Below are 16,712 nucleotides of genomic sequence, written 5' to 3'. Positions count from 1 at the left end.
TTAATTAACACTATGATAAATGAAAAATTAAAGGATTTAGCGAAGAAATTTGAAGCTGAACTGTCACATCAAGATATAAAAGTTTCAGGTATTGTCGGAAGATATGTTCGGATTTCAATTTATAGGTTAAAAATTCCTTACAAAGGATATGAAATTCAGGTGAAATTTGAACTGGGTAACCATAATATTTGTGAAATTAAAACTGCTTTAAATCAAAAATATATTCCTGATTTTGAAATAACTTCAAGAAATCATTTTATAAATTTATTTTTAGGTAAGAAAAATATGTTGATTGTAAAATCAGATGATACTAATTATGAGGAATTTCTTTTACAGTCAACTTTAAATTCAGGATTAGAATCTATAGCAAAAGAAAACTCATTCGAGCCAAACATATATGCTATCAAAGAAAGAAATATTCAACATTTAAATGCTGAATATTCTTTACAACTCAAAGATAAAATTGGATCACTTGAAGCAACTATCAAGTTTTATAAATTAATAATTGATAATCTATAAAATCACATCAAAAATTTCTAACAAAACATTAAAACTTAGAATAAATAAAACTCCATATATTTGCTATACTTTAAAGAATACAACATGAAATTCAATACAAAAGCTATACACGGTGGTCAACACCATGATCCATCTACAGGAGCGGTTATGACTCCAATTTACCAAACATCAACATTTGCACAACGTTCTCCTGGAGACTACAAAGGATACGAATATTCTCGTGGAGCAAATCCTACGCGTTCAGCTTTAGAAAATGCTTTAGCATCAATCGAAGGTGGAGTTGCAGGTTTTGCATTTGGTTCTGGTTTAGCAGCAATCGATGGTGTTTTAAAATTATTCAAACCTGGTGATGAAATCATCGCAATGGATGATTTATACGGAGGATCTTACCGTTTATTTACACGTGTTTATGAGAAATTCGGATTAAAATTCCATTTCGTAGATATGACAGATGTGGATGCTACAGTAGCTTTAATTAACGATAATACAAAAATGGTTTGGATTGAAACACCAACAAATCCATTAATGAAGGTTGTTGATATTAAAGCAATCAACGATGCAGCGAAAGCAAAAAAAGCAGACGTTTTAGTTGCGGTTGATAACACATTTGCTTCTCCATATTTACAACGTCCGATCGAATTAGGAGCGGATATCGTGATGCACTCGGCTACTAAATATTTAGGAGGTCACTCGGATTTAGTTGCTGGAGCTATTATCGTTAATTCTGATCAATTAGCGACTGATGTTCACTTCAATTTATTTGCAACTGGTGGAATTTTAGGACCACAAGATTCGTACTTAGTTTTACGTGGAATCAAAACGTTAGCAGTTCGTATGGATCGTCACTGTTCTAATGGAATGAAGGTAGCTCGTTTCTTAGAAGCGCATCCAAAAGTTGCTCACACATATTACCCAGGTTTAGAGAATCATCCACAACACGAAATTGCGAAAAAGCAAATGAAAGATTTCGGTGGAATGGTAACATTTACGTTAACTTCTGGTAAAAAAGAAGATGCTTTCAAATTATTAGAAAACTTAAAAGTTTTCACGTTAGCTGAATCTTTAGGTGGAGTTGAGTCTTTAGCGAATCACCCAGCTACAATGACTCACGCGTCTATTCCAGCTGAAAAACGTGCTGAAATTGGTATTACAGATGACTTAATTCGTTTATCTGTTGGTATCGAAGACATCGACGATTTATTAGCAGATTTAGAACAAGTTTTAAATTTAATCTAATCGATTAATTACAATTTTTCTTCAATCCCGAATCATTTGATTTGGGATTTTTTTATGAAATTATAGTAATATTAATTTAAAGTTTGTTCAAAAATCTAAAAAACAATTAATTTTGATAGTATGGGAATTATAGAAAATATTGGTGGAATTATCATTCTGATTGTATTTGTTTTAATCTTTAGATTATTCATAAAACGTTATGATAAAATTTTTAAAAATTCAGAAAAAATAGAAGATTTAGAACGACAAAATAATCAGTTGTTAGAAGAAATTAGAGAAATTAAAGAACTGTTGAAAAATAAATATTAGATGAGGTTTCTAATTTTATTTTTACTTTCAATATTCACATTTGCACAAACCAATGATACCATTAACCTGAATGAATTTCAGTTGATGGATTATTCTAAATACAAGCAATTTAGACCAAAATATGAAAAGGTTATTCGATTAACGGATCATACAACGTATGGAATTAAAGTGTTTTCTACATTGCATTTGCCTGATGAAGATGAAATTGAAATTGTCGCAATTGAAATTCTATTCGAATCCAAAATCAAGAAGAAAAATTATTGCAACGAATACTATTATTTCAAACCAATTATTCTAGAAAATAAGAATTTTAATATGAGTTTGATTGATGATAAATGGTTTGAAGTGAATAAAGATTATGCAGGAAAATATATCTTTCCAGTTCATTTGAAAATAAATCTAAAACAAGTTCAAAACTTCTTGATTGGATATGAAACGCATTACGAAAATCCGTTTTGTCCAGAAGGAAATGGGTATTTCGATTTGATTGAAACTAAATCAACTTCCACTTTGTTTTATGGTGTAAACGAACAATTATTGGAACAAAATTCTTTAAAAAATCACGCGATTAATTATCGTTTGTATTATAGATAGATTCTTCAATTCAATTTGCTTTCGCTTATTTTTGAATAACTTATTAGATCATAAAATGGCCTATAAATCTATGACGTGAAGAAAATAAATTGAGTGTAGGAATAGAACGAATTAGTGAACGATAGTGAATCATTTAATTCATTCCCGAAATGAAATTTATTTTTAGTCAAATAGATTTAAAGCCTTGATTTTTTTGATTCGTTTTTTCATCAAGAAAAAAATGAATATTAAGCTTAAATAAATACATTTATGAAAATAAAATTGTATTGTTAAATGTCTGATTTTCCGATAAGTTGAGAGTGGTAAGCTATCAAATTAAATTACTTCCAAAGTAATTGTAACTCGACTTGATATTCTCCTTGATAAGGCTTTTTATCCGTAGGTTTTTCAGAAATAGAGAAATTATAATTTCCTTTCGCAGGTAAGTCGAAAATTAAGGTTTTACCAAAAGGTCCACCTTTAATTGAATCAACAGGTCCTTTGATATGATTGATTCGAATATTCGCTAACGTATCGGCCGCAGAAAGTTTAATCGCAACCTTTTTTGCAGTATCAGAATTGAATACAAAAGTATTCGTTTGACCAGCTTTTTTAGTTACTGTTTGTTTAGCTTTAGCATACGTAATTTTTAAAGTATCTCGTGTATTATCTTTGCTAAAAGGAACAATTTTATCTACATTCGAAATAGCTTTTTCAATCTTCTTTTGTTGCTGAACTTTAGCTACTTGTTTCGCAGGTTTTGTTTCAGTTTCATCTTGATCATCACGAATTTTTTCTTCAACTTTAATCTTTAACAAATTAGCATAGGCAGAATCCACACCTTTTTTAGCAGGGTAAATTTTGGGCGTAGCATTTTGTTCACAACTTGTTAGTGTAAAAGATGTAAAAAGCGATAAGACGATAAATTGAAAAATTTTCATGCGATAGATTGAATTGTAAATGTAGTTAATTACCTTTTTTTCTGGAAAAAAGATTTCATGATTTCGCCACATTCATCTTCTAATAATCCAGAAATTACTTCAGTTTTTGGATGTAGTTCACCAATCTTAGCTTTAAAACCACGTTTTGGATCAGAAGCGCCATAAACAACCTTAGAAATTTGGCTCCAATACAAAGCTCCACCGCACATGACGCAAGGTTCTAAAGTAACATAAAGTGTACAATTTTGTAAGTATTTCCCACCTAAATAATTAGCAGCAGATGTTATGGCTTGCATTTCGGCATGTGCCGTAACGTCAATCAATGTTTCAGTTAAATTATGCGCTTTAGCAATAATTTTATTGTTACTTACGATTACAGCTCCGACCGGAATTTCATCGCGTTCATAAGCATTTGCGGCTTCATTTAAAGCAATTCGCATAAAATATTCGTCTGAAAATAATTCTGCCATTTAGTTAAATTTTAAACAAAGGTAAAGAAATTCATATCATCAATAATTAGAAACTAATAAACACTTACATTTGTTTCTATAAACAGAAATAAATCTGTTTAAAGTCTTAAAATGAATCAAACAAAGTATATATTTTCTGCGGTTACAGCCTATTTTATTTGGGGATTTTTTAGTTTTGGATTAAAACCAATAGCGCATTATCCTTCGTTAGATATTTTGTTTTATCGTTTGTTTATCAGCGTATTCTTTTTGTTAATTATCAATATTGTATTTAGAAGAAATAAGATTGTATCGGATTGGAATTTATTTAAATCTTTAGCTAAAAAAGAACAGAAAAAATTATTGAGTTTAATAGTTGGTGGCTCAATTATTTTAATGGCAAATTGGTTAGTTTTTATAATCGTAATGAATCATGTGAGTGTTCAAGCAGCATCTCTATCATATTTAGTTTGTCCCATTATTACAACTGTTTTAGCATTTTTTATATTGAAAGATAAACTAACAAAGGTAAAATGGTTTGCAGTTGGTATCAGTATTTTAGCGTGTGGAATATTATCTATTGGGCATTTTACGGATTTAATGTATAGTCTTTTCGTTGCAATTGCATTTGCTTGTTACATATTAATTCAGAGAAGTTTAAACCGTTTTGATAGTTTTAATTTATTAATGATTCAGCTTTCGGTTGTTGCAGTTTTAATGCTGCCTATGGTTTTCCTATATGCAAGTCCAATTCCTACAGAAACAATATTCTATCAATGTATCATGGCGGTTGTAATTTTGTTCACAATTATCCCAATGTTCTTAAATAATTTCGCATTAAAAGGCATCAATTCATCAACGGTTGGAATTTTAATTTATCTAAATCCAATTATGAATTTTGTGTTAGCAATTGTTTATTACAAAGAGAAAGTTACCACGCTACAAATTTCTGGATATGCATTAATTTTAATTGCGATTTTAGTTTTTAATTCTCAAATAATATTTAAAAATAGAAGCATAAAAAAATCCGAAGGCTAGCCTTCGGATTTTTCATTTTTTTAAACTTATTTATTAATTATAAGCAATGAAATTTGGTCCAATTCCTGTTGAAAATTGTCCTAATAAATTGCCTGCTAAGCTGTAATATTTAACTTCTCCGTTTGATGCAAAATCTTTAGCATCTCCAATATAAATTGCTCCATTATGGATGTTGAATGCATAGATATAAGTAGCATCAAATGCGAATAAAGCATTTTGTGGTAACGTATTATCTTGTAATGCTAAACGATAAACTTGGTTGTTTAAAGTATAAAAGATTTGATTATTTTCTTCAACTAAAAAACGAGGATTTTGACCATCAGCAAAATTAATAGTTTGTGTAACAGAGTTTGTATTTAAGTTAATTTTAACCAATTTTCCAGCAGATGGAGTTCCACCCCAAGTAATTCCAGAACATAAAACATAAACAATTCCATTTTCTTCAACCATAGCAGAAGGTACATCACCAACTGTAATGTTTTCTAAAGTGTTTGTAGCTAAATTGTAGATAGAAACAGAATTTCCATTGCTCCAACCACCAGAGTGCGCTATAACAAGTTTATTATTTTCGATTAAAATTTGATCAGGACCTTCTTTTACGTCAATTTTTTTCTCAAAAGCTAAATCAGAACGTCTAAAAACTGAAATAAAATCGTCATCTGGATTAGTAGAATCTCCCCAGTTTGTAACATATATTTTATTGTCGTCTGCGGCGATATAACGCGGATTATTTAAGTTTGCTGTAATTGTACCTTTTGATTCGAAAGTTGTAGCATGAACAACTTCTATTTTATTAGATAAATTCACTACTATATATCCGTCGTTATCTTCGAAAAGAATACTAGTTGCAACATTACCTAAATTTAATGTTGGATTAACAGTTTTAAATAAATTCTGAGTTGCAGCTCCATTTTTAAAGAAAGTAACTTCAGCATTATTGCTACCCATTGCACCCTCATTTAGTACAAAAATTCCGTCTTTGTAAGATCCATTTTGTTCGATAGGGTTGTTATTATCATCATCTGATGAACATGATTGTAAAGTAAAACTCGTCGCAAGTAAAGCAAAAAGTAAAGTTTTGATATTTTTCATGTGTTTATAGTTTTATGTTTAATGAAATTAGATAATTGATTCCTGGCATCCATCGATTGGCAACACTTTGATATTGCTGATCGAATAGATTATTAATATTAAAATTTGCTCCAAAATTGGAGTTGATTTGATAGCCTAATCCTAAATTAGTAGTCCAATAACTAGGAATTGTTGCTTGATTATCGGTTTGGATAAAAACTTTGTCTACCCAACGATTTTGCATAAATACATTCCAAGATTTATAATTGTAATTAACATTAAAATTGAACTGATGTTTCGGAACGTAAATCAATGTTTTATCAGTTTCCTGATTAATCGATTCAGTGTATGAATATAGAGTTCTGAATGAAAGATTATTCCATTTATAATCAGCTATTATTTCTGATCCATAAGTTTTTACATGATTTTGATTCACTGGTCGCCAAAACGAACTTCCAGAAGTAGGAATCCATTGGATCATATCTTTTATATCATTGTAAAAAAGATTCGTTTGAATTTTTAGATTTTTAAAATTAAAATCATTTCCTAATTCAAATTGAAGAGCGTTTTCTGCTTTTAAATCGGGATTACCACCAGTTTCCCAAAATAAATCATTGAAAGTTGGAACACGATAATTCTTTGAAAAATTGAATCGAATTTCGTAGAAATCCATAGGTTTATAATTGGCTCCGAAAGCGTAGATTAAAGGAACATTGTAAACCGATGAAAAATCCTGACGAATACTAGCTTCGTATTGTATTTTATCGGAAATAATATGTTTATAAATTAATCCAAAACCTGTGGTATTTCGGTCAGATGCACTAAGATTTGTTCCGTTACCTTTGCTGTAAATATTTTCAGCAAAACCACTAATAGTTTGGTTTGGCTTCAATTTATAATTCAGATAATATTTTGCAATCCAGTTATTGACTTCTAAATCTTGTGTTGTAGACGAATTTATATTCGGATAATATTGATTTGATTCGTGTAAGTAAGAAATTTTTAAATCTGAATTCCAACGATTTTTATTCAAAATCCATTGTCCCATTACACGATAATCCTGATTTTCGTACATCGTAGGAGTTTCGTAAATATCAGTTAAACTGAATTCACGCTTACCAAAATTAAATTGTGTAAATAATCGGATTTCGTGGTCAGTTAATTTAGTACCAATATTAGCATCAATGGTATTAAAATAGTATTTACCGTTTCGATTTCTTTCTAAATAATTTTCAATTTCATAATCATTATCGGACTGAAATCTGGCGTAGCCAATATTTGTAGCAATATTGTTTTTAGCATAATGTAAACGATAATTCAGGTTGTAAGAATCAAAACTTCCATACCCTAAATCTATGTTTTGAGTTAGTTGATCGTTGTACTTTAAATGATCTAATAAATGCACTGCGCCACCAATACTACCTGTACCATAAGCAATACTTCCTCCGCCTGGTTTTACAAGAATTTCATCATAGGATTTTGAATTGATCGTATTAAAATCAGTTTGTCCGTTGATGGATGAATTAATATTAATCCCATTCCAAACAACTGCGGTTTGCGATGCTGTTGTTCCACGAAATGACGGTGAAGAAACCATTCCAACTCCATTTTCTTTAAAATAGATTGGTGATTCAAATTGCAGCAAATTACTCAACGAAGGTTGATTCTTTTTAAGAATACTATCATTAAGAATAATTTGCGATTGACTTTTATAATGATGATTTAAAAAAGGATCATTTATTAAAACTTCATCCAATTGTACAGCATCATTTTGTCCAAGCGCATAGCCAGAAATTAAGGCAACTAAAATGAATTGTTTTTTCATAATTATTTTACACCTTTTCTCCCGAAAGTGATTAAAATTTAAGGTTTATTTATGGCAGGTTTCCTGACTTGTTTTATTCTTTTTGGCCTTCCCATTTTTGTTAAAAAAACAGTGGCAAGAAGTGAAAAGAACTTTTATAAAACTTTACAGTTGCGGGGACAGTTTTGGATTTACACCAAATTCCCTTTTAACTCCTTTAGAGCACCATATGAGTCCAAAGGTAGATAAAATTTTGGATAATGAGCTATGATGTATTGAATTATGAATGAAATAAACAAGGTTTAAACATGAAAAATATCGTTGCTTTAGTCTATTTCAGATATAAATCAAATATTTCCTAACTTTTTTATTACATTTGCTTTAGGAAAAAATATAGTAACGAAATCAAAACACAATGGCTATAAAAACTTTTAGAGAAGTAATTGCCGAGGCAATGAGTGAGGAAATGCGTCGCGATGAATCTGTTTACTTAATGGGAGAGGAGGTTGCTGAATACAACGGTGCCTATAAAGCTTCTAAAGGTATGTTAGATGAATTCGGACCTAAACGTGTTATTGATACTCCAATTGCAGAATCTGGTTTTACAGGAATTGCAGTGGGTTCTACTTTAACAGGATGTCGTCCAATCGTAGAGTATATGACATTCAACTTTTCATTAGTTGCAATCGACCAAATCGTAAATAACGCAGCAAAAATATTACAAATGTCTGGTGGACAATGGAATTGCCCTATCGTATTCCGTGGACCAACAGCATCAGCAGGACAATTAGGTGCTACGCACTCTCAGGCTTTTGAAAATTGGTATGCAAATGTACCAGGTTTAAAAGTTGTTGTTCCTTCAAACCCATACGATGCAAAAGGATTATTAAAATCTGCAATTCGTGATAACGATCCAGTAATTTTTATGGAATCGGAGCAGATGTATGGTGATAAAATGGAAATTCCAGAAGAAGAATACTTAATTCCAATCGGTAAAGCAGATATCAAACGTGAAGGTAAAGATGTAACAATCGTATCTTTTGGTAAGATTATGAAACAAGCTTTAATGGCTGCTGAAGAGTTAGCTAAAGAAGGAATTGAAGCAGAAGTAATCGATATTCGTACAGTTCGTCCGATGGATTATGATACTATTATCGCTTCTGTTAAGAAAACAAATCGTTTAGTAATTTTAGAAGAAGCTTGGCCATTTGCTTCAGTTTCTACAGAAATTGCTTACATGGTACAACAAAAAGCATTTGATTATTTAGATGCTCCAGTAAAACGTATCACAACAAAAGATACTTCTGCGCCTTACGCACCAAACTTATTCCAAGAATGGTTCCCTCAAGCAAAAGAAGTTGTTTCAGCTGTTAAGGCAGTTATGTACAAATCTTAATAAAACATTATTTTTATCATAAATAATATTCAAGTCTAGCATAAATTTTGCTAGACTTTCTTATTTAAACTTTTTAACAAAAATGTCAAATAAAGGACTCTTTACCGCATTCTTAACAATACTCTCTATTGTAAGTTTTGCCCAAGTTAAGATTCAAGGGAAAGTCTTAGATGCAGTTTCAGGTAAACCAATTTCGTATGCAGATATACGATTACCAGAACTAAAAGTAGGAACAACAACTAATTCGGATGGTTCGTTTTATATCGAATCGGTTACCACGACTAATAAATTATCGATCACAAAATCAGGTTATGTAAATTATGATTATGAAATCGTAGATTTTATTGATTTTAGTTTTATTGCCGAATTAGATCCTAAAACAGAAGATCAATCGGATGATTTTATAGATGATTCTGGTGATGGAATTACGCTTCAAAGTGCAACTATAACTGGGAAGAAAAAGCAACGTCTTAAAAAGAAAGAAAATCCTGCATATGCGATTTTAAGAGAAGTTTGGGCAAGAAGAAAAACGAATGGATTAAAAATGGTGCCTCAATATTCGTATAACGAATATGAGAAACTTCAATTCGATATCAGTAACATTGATTCTTCTTTCATGAAGAAAAAAATCTTCAAAGGATTTGAGTTTGTTTTTGAGAAAATTGATACTTCTTCAATTAACGGAAAAACTTATTTACCAGCTTTCTTAAACGAATCTATTTATAAAGTTGAGGGAATTAATAATCCTAAATCCCAAGAAAGGAAAGAATTAAAAGCAAATAAAACTTCAGGTTTTGAGAATAATGAAGTAGTTGCTGCGACGGTAAAAAATTTGTTCAAAGACATTAATATTTATGATAATCGATTAAACTTTATAAACATAAAATTTGTTTCGCCAATTGCAACAGATGGTTTTGCAGTTTATGATTATGAGTTAAAAGACACCATTAATATTGACGGAATAGAAACTTACAGAATTAAGTATTTTCCTCGTCGTGAAGGTGAATTAACTTTCAAAGGAGATATGTACATCTCAAAAGATTCCTATGCAGTAAAATCTATTGATTTAGAAACAACAAAGGATATGAATGTAAACTTTGTTCGTAATATTTTTATGCAATTAGATTATGACGTTGCAAACGATTCAGTCTTTTATCCAAAGAAAGAATATGCGATGTTGGATATGACTATTTTATCGAAAAAAGAAAATTCTAAAGGTATTTTTGCTCATAAAACGGTTAACTATTATAACTATGATTTTGAAACTCGTCAGCCTGAATCATATTATTCAGAGCGTATAGATCCTGCATTATCAGCAGTAAATGTTCAGACAAATGATTATTGGGAAAAAAATCGTCCAGAAGCTTTAACCAAAGATCAGGAAGGAATTTATGAGACTTTAGATCAGTTGAATGAAGTACCGAAATTTAATAGATTTGTTAAGACAATCGAAGTTTTAGGATCAGGATATTATCGCGTAGGAAATATTGATATCGGAAATTTATACTCCTCTTTTGGATATAATAAAATAGAAGGTGTTCGATTAAGAGCTGGTGCGAGAACTTATTTTTCTCAGAACGACATGTGGCGTGCACAAGGTTTCTTGGCTTATGGTTTTGATGATGATAAATTTAAATACGGAGCAGATGTTCGTTACATGTTCAATAAATTTAATCGTTTTCAAATCGGAGCTGGAACAAAACGAGATGTAGAACAATTGGCGGCTCAATTAACATCTTCGGATGGAATTATGACACGCAGTTTCGCTTCATCTTCGATTATTAATCAAGGAGATAATTTCTATTTAAGTTCTAATAATCTAACCAATGTTTACACTTCTATAGAACCTTGGAAAAATGTTGTTTTCCGTTTAGATGGAAATTATCAGCGTATTAAATCCGCATCCAGAGAACATTTTTCTATTGCTTATGATAAAGACGGAAAAGTTCAAGAAAATTTAACTAATTCATCCGTTAGCTTTTCTGTAATTGCAAAACCAGGAGCTAAATATTCTCAGTACGGAATAGATCGTGTAGAAATGTCAACCCTTGCGCCAACTTTAATGTTACGTTATACAAAAGGATTAAAAGGTGTAATAGATTCTGATTTCGAATACGATAAAATTCAATTTTTATATACTCAACCAATTTTAATTGGTTCTTTAGGACGTTCTTTAATGACTGTTGAAGCCGGGAAAACTTTCCAAGGTGTTCCATTATCTTTATTAAGTGCGATTCCAGGTAACGAAAGTTACGGACAAGTTTATGGTACATTTTCTCAGTTAGATTATTATGAATTTGTAACGGATGAATATGTAACAATGAATTGGGAACATCATTTTAATGGATGGATTTTAAACAAAATTCCATTAATTAAAGAATTAAAATTAAGAGAGGTTGGTTTTTTAAGAGCAGCTTACGGAGATATTTCTGATAAGAGTAAAGCAATAAATCGATCAACAATTAATTATACAGCTCCAAATCAACAAATCTATTACGAATACGGCTTTGGAATCGAAAATATTGGTTGGGGAAACATCCGTCCAATTCGATTTGATTTTAATTGGCGTGGAAATTATAATAATTTGCCAGATGTTCGTAAATTTGGGGTGACTTTAGGATTACAATGGGACTTCTAAAGTATTTTAAATTAAATAATAATAAATTAAAAATAAGCGAAAATGACTTTTGACGCGATTATTGAAATCCCAAGAGGATCTCGTAACAAATACGAAATGGATCACGAAACAGGAAGAATCCGTTTTGACCGTGTATTATACTCTCCAATGCAATACCCAGCAGATTACGGATTTGTAGAGAATACTTTAGCATTAGATGGTGATCCAATTGATGTTTTAGTTTTCTTAACTGAGCCAACTGTTCCTGGATGTGTTATCGAGGTTAAAACTATCGGTGTATTAAACATGTCTGACGACAAAGGTCGTGACGAAAAATTAATTTGTGTACCAGTTGCTGATCCAACTTGGAACAAATTAGAGGATATTACTGATATGAACGATCACACTTTAAAAGCTGTTGAGCATTTCTTTAAAGTATACAAAGATTTAGAAAACAAAACTTGTCAAGTAGACGGTTTTGGTGATAAAGCACAAGCGGAAAAATTATTCCACGAAGCTGTTGAGCGTTTCAAAACAGAAGGAGGTCACTAAGATTTTCTTTAAACATATAGTAAGCCACCCATTGGGTGGCTTTTTTTATTTTGAAATGTTTACCTTTATGTTACACTAAAATGAAAAAACATGAAGAAATTTTTTACTGCTTCCTTGGCATTAATTGGGGCAATTGTATTTGGTCAATTTACAACTCCAAATACAGGACAAACTTATACAATTGATCAATTAGACGCTTTAACAGATGTTATAAATTTTGACGAATCATCACAGAAATATATCTTATCAGAGAATTTAACTATTAGTGAAACAGATTCTTTTGTTGCAAATACAGATTTTGTATTGGCTATAGCAGATGGTAAATTGATAACTATTGCAGGAACTATTAATGTTAATGCACCTAATTTAGTACATTTTACTTCCACAGATCCAGGAACTGTTTACTTTAATGGATTAAGATTAGAAGACGGATCAACGGGGAATTTCAACAATTTTAAAATGACTTACGGAGGAGGAATTCGAGTTTTAGGCGAGAATTTCTTTATGGATAATTCGGAAGTTTCTTATCAAAATTCTGGTATTTCATCAGGTGCTGCGATAAATTTCTCAAGAGGAAATCCAACGATTCAAAATTCAAGATTCGAGCAAAATATTACGCCAGCTGTTGCTTCTGGAGCCAACCAATCGGTAGCTTTAACATACATCAATAATTATTTATCACATAATAATTTGTCTAATTCTAATCGCCCTCAAATTAATATGGGGCCAAGTGGAAATGATGCAATTACTACAATTTCAGGTAACACAATTATTGGTGATAGAACTATGACGCGTGTAGGTGGTGTTTCAGTTTCAAGTATGTTAGGTGTTAATAACGAATTTTTAATTGAAAATAATATCATTAAAGATAATCGATACGGAATAACAACTACTGGTGGAAATACAAAAGGAAATATCATCAATAATCAAATTATAGATAATAATACGGAACCTGTTCCAGCGAATGGAGGAAGTGGTATTAATATTTATTTAGCTCAGAATCGTGAAGGTTATGTTATTAACATTTTACAAAATGAAATTAAAGGTAATCTTTGGGGTATAACAAGTATTGGTGATGGAGCATTCATAAATTTAGGAAATGCTGAAGATGGAGGATATAATGTGTTTGAAAATAATGGGAATGAAGGTGTAACATATGCTTTGTACAATAATTCTCCAAATCCTATTTCAGCTCAAGGAAATTGTTGGGATCCAATTTTAACAAATGAGCGAGTAGAAGAAATAATTGTACATTACAATGATGATTCAACTTTAGGATTAGTAGATTATTCTAATTATGTCTGCTTATTAAATACATCAGATGTTAAATTAGATAAAGGTCTTTTATACCCTAATCCAAATAATGGAAATTTTGTATTTGATTCTAAAATTAAAGATCAATACACCATTTATAATGTATCGGGAAAATTAGTAGCAAAAGGAAATATAGAAGTTGGAAAAAATAACATAAAAACTAATTTATTAAAAGGATTATATGTGCTAAAGACATCTACTAGTTCTTTCAAAATATTAATCAAATAGATTATTTTTATTAAAATTAATTCGACATATATAAAAGAGTGAATTTTAAAAAGCCATCCGTTTCGGATGGCTTTTTTTATTGATAGAAAATTAATTGTAATCTTAATTTAATTGATTTTTAGCTTATAATATATTGTTTAATAACACGTTAAGTATTTAAACAATAATATGAAAACAAAATATTTATTAATCTTTTTTGCATTATTTGCATTATTGTCCTGTGACAATAATGACGACAATAATCGAAACACTGATACGATTGAAATTCCGGATGAGGTTAACATGGATTTGTTAATGGGAACTTGGGATTTTAGGGGTGAAGGGATATATGATGATTTTTTTCCAGGATATCATAATATCGTTGTTTCAGAAGTAGGGTTAGAGTGTGTATATCAAGGATATCTAAAATTCAATCCATCTGATAATACATTTACGCAGGTAAGTTATAATTATAATGGTTATGATAATAGTTGTTCTCCTAAATACTATACGGGAACTTTTTCAGTAAGCGGTAAGACATTTACTTTAAATTTTATAAGATACGGACAAGCGGTTTCTGTTACATATCAAGTTAAACGTTTATATCAAAACAAATTAGAAATCATACAACCGTCTTGGAGTGAGGAAAATAGAAGTTCATTAAATGTTACTTATTATGAAAGATAAATTACAAATACTATTTATATTATTGGGAATATTAGGATTGTATTCTTGTAATAACGATGATGATAGCAATTCGAATTCGAACTCCAATTATTTAGAAGGAATATGGCAATGGGAAAATGTAGGTACCTATAAATTTGAGAATGACGTACTGATTGATTCAACCATAGAAGCCTTTACATTACCTAATCGTCAGGCGTGTATGAAACAGAAAAAAATTCAATTTACTTCAGACGATTTTTTAGAAAATCATTTGATCCATTATAATAATGGTTGTGAATTTAGAACGATGAAATTCCCATACGAATTTGATGATGGCGAATTTAGAATCAATACAGAGGAGTATAAAAGAAAATTCTTTTACAAGAAAATTTCAAATACAGAAATGAAAGTATATTACTATAAGATGTATATGCCAAATGGTCAAGTATGGTATGATTATGAGACTTATAAAAGAATAAATTAATCATTAAAATCCACTTTTTAAAGGTGGATTTTTTATTTGAAATAATGGCAAATATGAGAATTATAGCTAAGTTTAGTATAGAATTTTAATACATGAAGATTATACCAATACTTGCTTTTACGATTTTATCAACATTATCGTTAAAAGCGCAATCAAATCAGTTGATTTTAGAACAAATCAATACAGAAGTTTCTAATCATTCAGAAGCTTATTATTTATTACAAAAAGCAACTGAAAATATTGGTCATCGAGCAACAGGGACGAAAAATGGAGTAGAAGCAGAAGAATTTGCTGCGGATATTTTACAATCATTTGGTTATGATGTTTCTTTCCAAGAATTTAATTTTAATGGTTGGAATAGAAATAGTTTGACCTTAGAAATTAATGGAAAAAAGATTGAAGCTGTTGCACTAGCACATTCACCCGAAATTGCTAAAATTAACTCAACATTAATTGATTTAGGAAATGGTTTAGAGGATGATTATAAACAATTAGGAAAAGAAGTTGAAGGTAAAATTGTTTTTGCAGCTTTAGGTTTGAATGAAGGGACGCCAAAAGAAGTGAAAAATTTACATCGTTCTGAGAAAACAGCTTTGGCTATAAAATATGGAGCAAAAGGTATAATCTTATATAATAACGCAAAAGGTGGAGTCCTTTTAACAGGAACTGCTTCGGTAACTGGAGATTTAATTGATATTCCTGCAGTTAATATTTCTTACGAAGATGGAATGTTGATTAAACAAGCTCTGAAATCAAATATCATTGCGGGTCAAATTGATATGAAGAATGATGTTGGCCCAATGAAAGGTCGAAATATAATTGCTCGTCGATTAGGTCAAGCTATTCCAGAGGAAAAAATTGTACTTGGTGGGCATTTGGATAGTTGGGATTTAGCTACGGGAGCCATAGATAATGGAGTTGGTAGTTTCTCTATTATTGATGTAGCCCGAACATTTCAGAAATTAAATATAGAAAATAACAGAACAATAGAATTTGTTCTTTTCATGGGCGAAGAGATAGGTTTATTAGGATCTAAACATTATGTAGATGAGGCGATTAAAGATGGATCTATCAAACAGATAAAAGCCATGTCGAATATGGATATGACAACAAATCCAAAAGCGTATTTTTCATCAACAAATTCCAGTTTATCATTTTTAAATGAAATTGCAAAAGATGTTAAAAATTATATTTCAGATTTTAAAGAAACAGCATCCGTTAATGTAGGATTACATTCAGATCATCAACCGTTTATGTTACAAGGAATTCCAATTATTGGATTAACAGAAAGTAAATTTAAAAAAGGTGCTTTAAATTGTTATCATGCAAATTGTGATTCTTTTGAATTTGTGGAAGAACAAGGTTTAAAAAATAACGTAGTATTAGAAACGTATTTGTTGTATAGATTAAGTAATGTAAAGAATTTTCCTTCGAAAAGATGGACAGATAATGAAATTCAAAAACAATTAATTGATGCAAATTTAGAAACTCCATTACGTATTTCAGGCGATTGGAGATGGAAATAAAAATAAAAAA

General features: G+C 30.4%; 16 protein-coding genes and 1 riboswitch. Of the genes, 12 read left to right on the top strand and 4 right to left on the bottom strand.

What is annotated here, in order from left to right:
* The first annotated feature begins 12 nt into the window (after positions 1 to 12).
* The 4 genes from J9309_RS04095 (at position 13) to J9309_RS04080 (ending at position 2,658) form a co-directional block, all read left to right on the top strand.
* Complete coding sequence (locus J9309_RS04095; RefSeq protein ID WP_230477232.1) at positions 13 to 519, top strand: hypothetical protein; 507 nt, start codon at positions 13 to 15, stop codon at positions 517 to 519.
* An 84-nt stretch (positions 520 to 603) separates the two neighbouring features.
* Positions 604 to 1,755 carry a cystathionine gamma-synthase gene (locus tag J9309_RS04090; RefSeq protein ID WP_230477231.1) on the top strand — a complete coding sequence of 384 codons (1,152 nt, stop codon included), beginning with the start codon at positions 604 to 606 and terminating at the stop codon, positions 1,753 to 1,755.
* Between the two features lie 120 nt (positions 1,756 to 1,875).
* Positions 1,876 to 2,064, top strand: a complete 189-nt coding sequence (locus J9309_RS04085; protein ID WP_230477230.1) for a hypothetical protein — start codon at positions 1,876 to 1,878, stop codon at positions 2,062 to 2,064.
* Positions 2,065 to 2,658, top strand: a complete 594-nt coding sequence (locus J9309_RS04080; protein ID WP_230477229.1) for a hypothetical protein — start codon at positions 2,065 to 2,067, stop codon at positions 2,656 to 2,658.
* A gap of 320 nt (positions 2,659 to 2,978) precedes the next feature.
* On the opposite strand, the gene J9309_RS04075 is transcribed toward J9309_RS04080, so the two are convergent.
* Together J9309_RS04075 and J9309_RS04070 are read right to left on the bottom strand one after the other, a co-directional pair.
* Entirely contained in the window at positions 2,979 to 3,578 is a 600-nt protein-coding gene (locus tag J9309_RS04075) for a hypothetical protein (protein WP_230477228.1), read from the bottom strand.
* A gap of 29 nt (positions 3,579 to 3,607) precedes the next feature.
* Positions 3,608 to 4,048, bottom strand: coding sequence for a nucleoside deaminase (locus J9309_RS04070; protein WP_230477227.1), 441 nt, complete (start codon positions 4,046 to 4,048; stop codon positions 3,608 to 3,610).
* 111 nt (positions 4,049 to 4,159) lie between these two features.
* Between J9309_RS04070 and J9309_RS04065 the strand changes: the two genes are divergently transcribed.
* A complete protein-coding gene (locus tag J9309_RS04065) occupies positions 4,160 to 5,065 on the top strand; it encodes an EamA family transporter (RefSeq protein ID WP_230477226.1) in 906 nt (301 codons plus the stop codon).
* Between the two features lie 33 nt (positions 5,066 to 5,098).
* Here the strand turns inward: J9309_RS04065 and J9309_RS04060 are convergent, their stop codons facing one another.
* A complete protein-coding gene (locus J9309_RS04060; RefSeq protein ID WP_230477225.1) occupies positions 5,099 to 6,157 on the bottom strand; it encodes a YncE family protein in 1,059 nt (352 codons plus the stop codon).
* 4 nt (positions 6,158 to 6,161) lie between these two features.
* Positions 6,162 to 7,961 (bottom strand): TonB-dependent receptor plug domain-containing protein, encoded by a 1,800-nt coding sequence (locus J9309_RS04055; RefSeq protein WP_230477224.1) that lies wholly within the window; start codon positions 7,959 to 7,961, stop codon positions 6,162 to 6,164.
* Positions 7,962 to 7,997: 36 nt separating this feature from the next.
* Positions 7,998 to 8,185, bottom strand: a riboswitch (cobalamin riboswitch).
* Between the two features lie 170 nt (positions 8,186 to 8,355).
* Between J9309_RS04055 and J9309_RS04050 the strand changes: the two genes are divergently transcribed.
* The 7 genes from J9309_RS04050 to J9309_RS04020 all read left to right on the top strand — a co-directional run bounded on the left by J9309_RS04050 (position 8,356) and on the right by J9309_RS04020 (position 16,702).
* A complete protein-coding gene (locus J9309_RS04050; RefSeq protein WP_230477223.1) occupies positions 8,356 to 9,336 on the top strand; it encodes a pyruvate dehydrogenase complex E1 component subunit beta in 981 nt (326 codons plus the stop codon).
* Positions 9,337 to 9,418: 82 nt separating this feature from the next.
* Positions 9,419 to 11,974 carry a DUF5686 family protein gene (locus J9309_RS04045; protein ID WP_230477222.1) on the top strand — a complete coding sequence of 852 codons (2,556 nt, stop codon included), beginning with the start codon at positions 9,419 to 9,421 and terminating at the stop codon, positions 11,972 to 11,974.
* A 42-nt stretch (positions 11,975 to 12,016) separates the two neighbouring features.
* Positions 12,017 to 12,505: an inorganic diphosphatase gene (locus tag J9309_RS04040; protein WP_230477221.1), complete on the top strand. Its 489-nt coding sequence runs from the start codon at positions 12,017 to 12,019 to the stop codon at positions 12,503 to 12,505.
* A 90-nt stretch (positions 12,506 to 12,595) separates the two neighbouring features.
* A complete protein-coding gene (locus tag J9309_RS04035; RefSeq protein ID WP_230477220.1) occupies positions 12,596 to 14,047 on the top strand; it encodes a T9SS type A sorting domain-containing protein in 1,452 nt (483 codons plus the stop codon).
* Positions 14,048 to 14,215: 168 nt separating this feature from the next.
* Entirely contained in the window at positions 14,216 to 14,713 is a 498-nt protein-coding gene (locus tag J9309_RS04030; protein ID WP_230477219.1) for a lipocalin-like domain-containing protein, read from the top strand.
* Entirely contained in the window at positions 14,703 to 15,176 is a 474-nt protein-coding gene (locus J9309_RS04025; protein WP_230477218.1) for a hypothetical protein, read from the top strand. The genes J9309_RS04030 and J9309_RS04025 overlap by 11 nt, the downstream gene beginning before the upstream one ends.
* Before the next feature lie 92 nt (positions 15,177 to 15,268).
* Entirely contained in the window at positions 15,269 to 16,702 is a 1,434-nt protein-coding gene (locus tag J9309_RS04020) for a M28 family peptidase (protein ID WP_230477217.1), read from the top strand.
* Positions 16,703 to 16,712 lie beyond the last annotated feature (10 nt).

The sequence above is a fragment of the Faecalibacter bovis genome (assembly GCF_017948305.1).
GTDB lineage: Bacteria > Bacteroidota > Bacteroidia > Flavobacteriales > Weeksellaceae > Empedobacter > Empedobacter bovis.
Note: the sequence above shows the minus strand (reverse complement) of the source record. Positions and strands in the feature narration are given on the sequence as shown.

Bases quoted from the DNA above. Each gene is read 5' to 3' on its own strand.
- J9309_RS04055 (WP_230477224.1), bottom strand. From the start codon at position 7,961: ATGAAAAAACAATTCATTTTAGTTGCCTTAATTTCTGGCTATGCGCTT.
- J9309_RS04065 (WP_230477226.1), top strand. From the start codon at position 4,160: ATGAATCAAACAAAGTATATATTTTCTGCGGTTACAGCCTATTTTATT.
- J9309_RS04090 (WP_230477231.1), top strand. From the start codon at position 604: ATGAAATTCAATACAAAAGCTATACACGGTGGTCAACACCATGATCCA.
- J9309_RS04050 (WP_230477223.1), top strand. From the start codon at position 8,356: ATGGCTATAAAAACTTTTAGAGAAGTAATTGCCGAGGCAATGAGTGAG.
- J9309_RS04020 (WP_230477217.1), top strand. From the start codon at position 15,269: ATGAAGATTATACCAATACTTGCTTTTACGATTTTATCAACATTATCG.
- J9309_RS04085 (WP_230477230.1), top strand. From the start codon at position 1,876: ATGGGAATTATAGAAAATATTGGTGGAATTATCATTCTGATTGTATTT.
- J9309_RS04070 (WP_230477227.1), bottom strand. From the start codon at position 4,048: ATGGCAGAATTATTTTCAGACGAATATTTTATGCGAATTGCTTTAAAT.
- J9309_RS04030 (WP_230477219.1), top strand. From the start codon at position 14,216: ATGAAAACAAAATATTTATTAATCTTTTTTGCATTATTTGCATTATTG.
- J9309_RS04025 (WP_230477218.1), top strand. From the start codon at position 14,703: ATGAAAGATAAATTACAAATACTATTTATATTATTGGGAATATTAGGA.
- J9309_RS04080 (WP_230477229.1), top strand. From the start codon at position 2,065: ATGAGGTTTCTAATTTTATTTTTACTTTCAATATTCACATTTGCACAA.
- J9309_RS04035 (WP_230477220.1), top strand. From the start codon at position 12,596: ATGAAGAAATTTTTTACTGCTTCCTTGGCATTAATTGGGGCAATTGTA.
- J9309_RS04045 (WP_230477222.1), top strand. From the start codon at position 9,419: ATGTCAAATAAAGGACTCTTTACCGCATTCTTAACAATACTCTCTATT.
- J9309_RS04095 (WP_230477232.1), top strand. From the start codon at position 13: ATGATAAATGAAAAATTAAAGGATTTAGCGAAGAAATTTGAAGCTGAA.
- J9309_RS04060 (WP_230477225.1), bottom strand. From the start codon at position 6,157: ATGAAAAATATCAAAACTTTACTTTTTGCTTTACTTGCGACGAGTTTT.
- J9309_RS04040 (WP_230477221.1), top strand. From the start codon at position 12,017: ATGACTTTTGACGCGATTATTGAAATCCCAAGAGGATCTCGTAACAAA.
- J9309_RS04075 (WP_230477228.1), bottom strand. From the start codon at position 3,578: ATGAAAATTTTTCAATTTATCGTCTTATCGCTTTTTACATCTTTTACA.